This is a genomic window from Burkholderia sp. Ac-20384 (assembly GCF_017104605.1).
GTDB classification, from domain to species: Bacteria; Pseudomonadota; Gammaproteobacteria; order Burkholderiales; family Burkholderiaceae; genus Burkholderia; species Burkholderia lata.
Map to the genome: position 1 here is coordinate 1 of NZ_JAAGPE010000593.1, position 1925 is coordinate 1925.

Here is a 1925-nt window from a genome sequence, read left to right on the forward strand (position 1 = left end):
TCGGCATCGCGCAGCCGCTGCGACAGTGCGACGCGCTGTTTTTGCAGCGCGAGCGACTGTTTCGCGACGGCCAGCTCGTCGCCGGCCGAGCACGATTCGACGTAAGCACGCACGACGTCGGCGACGACCGTGATGCGCGCCAGGTCGCCCGCGGCCCTGACTGCCTCGCTGTCCGCGCGCGCGGCTTCGACGCCGCGCCGCAGCTTGCCGAACAGGTCGATCTCGTACGACACGTTGATGCCGACCGTGCCTTCGTTGACGACCGGCAGCTTGTTCTCGAGCAGGTATTGCTCCGCGGATTCCTGTGCGCGCTGCACGGCGGCTTCCGCGCCGCCGGAAAAGCCGCCTTGCTGGCTCGCGACTTCCAGCGCCGCGCGCGAGCGTGCGAGGTTGGCCGCCGCGACGCGCAGGTCGGTGTTCGACTTCAGTGCATCGCGCACGAGCCCGTTGAGCACGGGGTCGTCGTAGAGTTGCCACCAGTTGCCGGGCACGGCGTCGCGTGACACGAGCGTGCCGTTTGCGTCGTCGAGCGCATGGTTCGCGAGCGGCGCATTCACGTACGCCTGCTGCGGCAGCGTGTAATCGGGGCCGACGGACTTGCACGCACCGAGTGCGAGCGCAAGCGGCGCGAGCGTCGCGGCGAGGCGCAGACCGTGCCGCTTCATTGCGATGCTCCTGCTGCGCTGGCAGCGGTGCCGGAAGCCGTCGATACCGGCGTGACCACCGACGACGTGCCGGCGGCGGCCGACGATGCGCCGGCTGCCGGCTTCGCGTTGTCTTTGCGGCGCGTGTCGGCTTCGCGCATCGACACGGTCGCGGTACGGCCCGCGATCATCCGGAAATCGTCGGGCACTTCGTCGAGCACGACGCGCACCGGCACGCGCTGCGCGAGCCGCACCCAGCTGAATGCCGGGTTCACGTTCGGCAGCAGGTTCGCGCCCTGCGTGCGGTCGCGATCCTCGATCGCGGCGACGATGCTCTGCACGTGGCCGCGCAGCGCACGCGGCTCACCCATCACGATGATGTCGACCGGCTGGCCGATGTGGATGCCGCGCAGCTTGGTTTCCTCGAAGTAGCCGTCGACGCGGAACGAATTGCGATCGACGACCGACAGCAGCGCGCGGCCGGCCGCCACGTATTCGCCGACGCGCGGCGCGCGGTCGTTCAAGTAGCCGTCTACGGGACTGACGATCGTCGTGCGCTGCAGGTTCAGCTTCGCGGTGTCGAGCGACACCTGCGCATCGGCGACGGCGGCTTCGCCCTGTTCGACGCGCGTGCGGCTTTCCTCGACCTGTTCGCTCGCGACCAGGTTGCCGAGCTGCAGGTTGCGCGCGTACTCGCGCTTCGCCTGCGCGAGCGTCGCGCGGCGCTGCGCGAGCGTGGCTTCGGCGAGCCGCTCCGCGAGCGTGTAACGGGCCTGGTCGATCACGAACAGCACCTGGCCGCGCTTGACCTCCTGGTTGTCGGCGACCTGCACCGACGTGATGAGGCCGGCCACGTCCGGCGCCACCTGGATCACGTCGGCGCGCACGTGACCGTCGCGGGTCCACGGCGAGAACATGTAGTAGTTGACGATGCGCCACAGCACGATGGCAGCCACGACGACGACGATCAGGGTGAGCAGGATTTGCCCTGCCGAGAGCCAGGTTTTTTTCACGTTAGGTAGCCACGAGATGGTGGGAAACGATCACGACGGCGGCAAACACGAATACGTAGATGCCGAGGTCGAAGATCGAACGGTGCCAGACGAGGCGGTAGAAGCCGACGCGCTCGAGCACGGCGCGCACGACGATGTTGATCAGGTAGGCGATCAGCATCAGCACGAGCGGGGCCGGCACGAATACGCCGAAGATGTCGATTTCGCCGATCATGGTCGCGGTCGGAAAGACGAATGGGAAAGCGGGATCATGCGCGTGCTCCGTCCG

The 1925-nt window shown here is 67.9% G+C and carries 3 protein-coding genes; all 3 read right to left on the minus strand.

Features of this window, described 5'->3' with window-relative positions:
* Window positions 1-665, minus strand: a 665-nt coding sequence (locus tag G3O00_RS42040) for a TolC family protein (protein ID WP_206146531.1), incomplete at its 3' end; no start/stop codon positions are given.
* Window positions 662-1657 carry an HlyD family secretion protein gene (locus G3O00_RS42045; RefSeq protein WP_206146532.1) on the minus strand — a complete coding sequence of 332 codons (996 nt, stop codon included), beginning with the start codon at window positions 1655-1657 and terminating at the stop codon, window positions 662-664. The genes G3O00_RS42040 and G3O00_RS42045, both read right to left, overlap by 4 nt.
* Window position 1658: 1 nt before the next feature.
* Complete coding sequence (locus G3O00_RS42050; RefSeq protein ID WP_011350409.1) at window positions 1659-1871, minus strand: DUF1656 domain-containing protein; 213 nt, start codon at window positions 1869-1871, stop codon at window positions 1659-1661.
* Window positions 1872-1925: the final 54 nt, after the last annotated feature.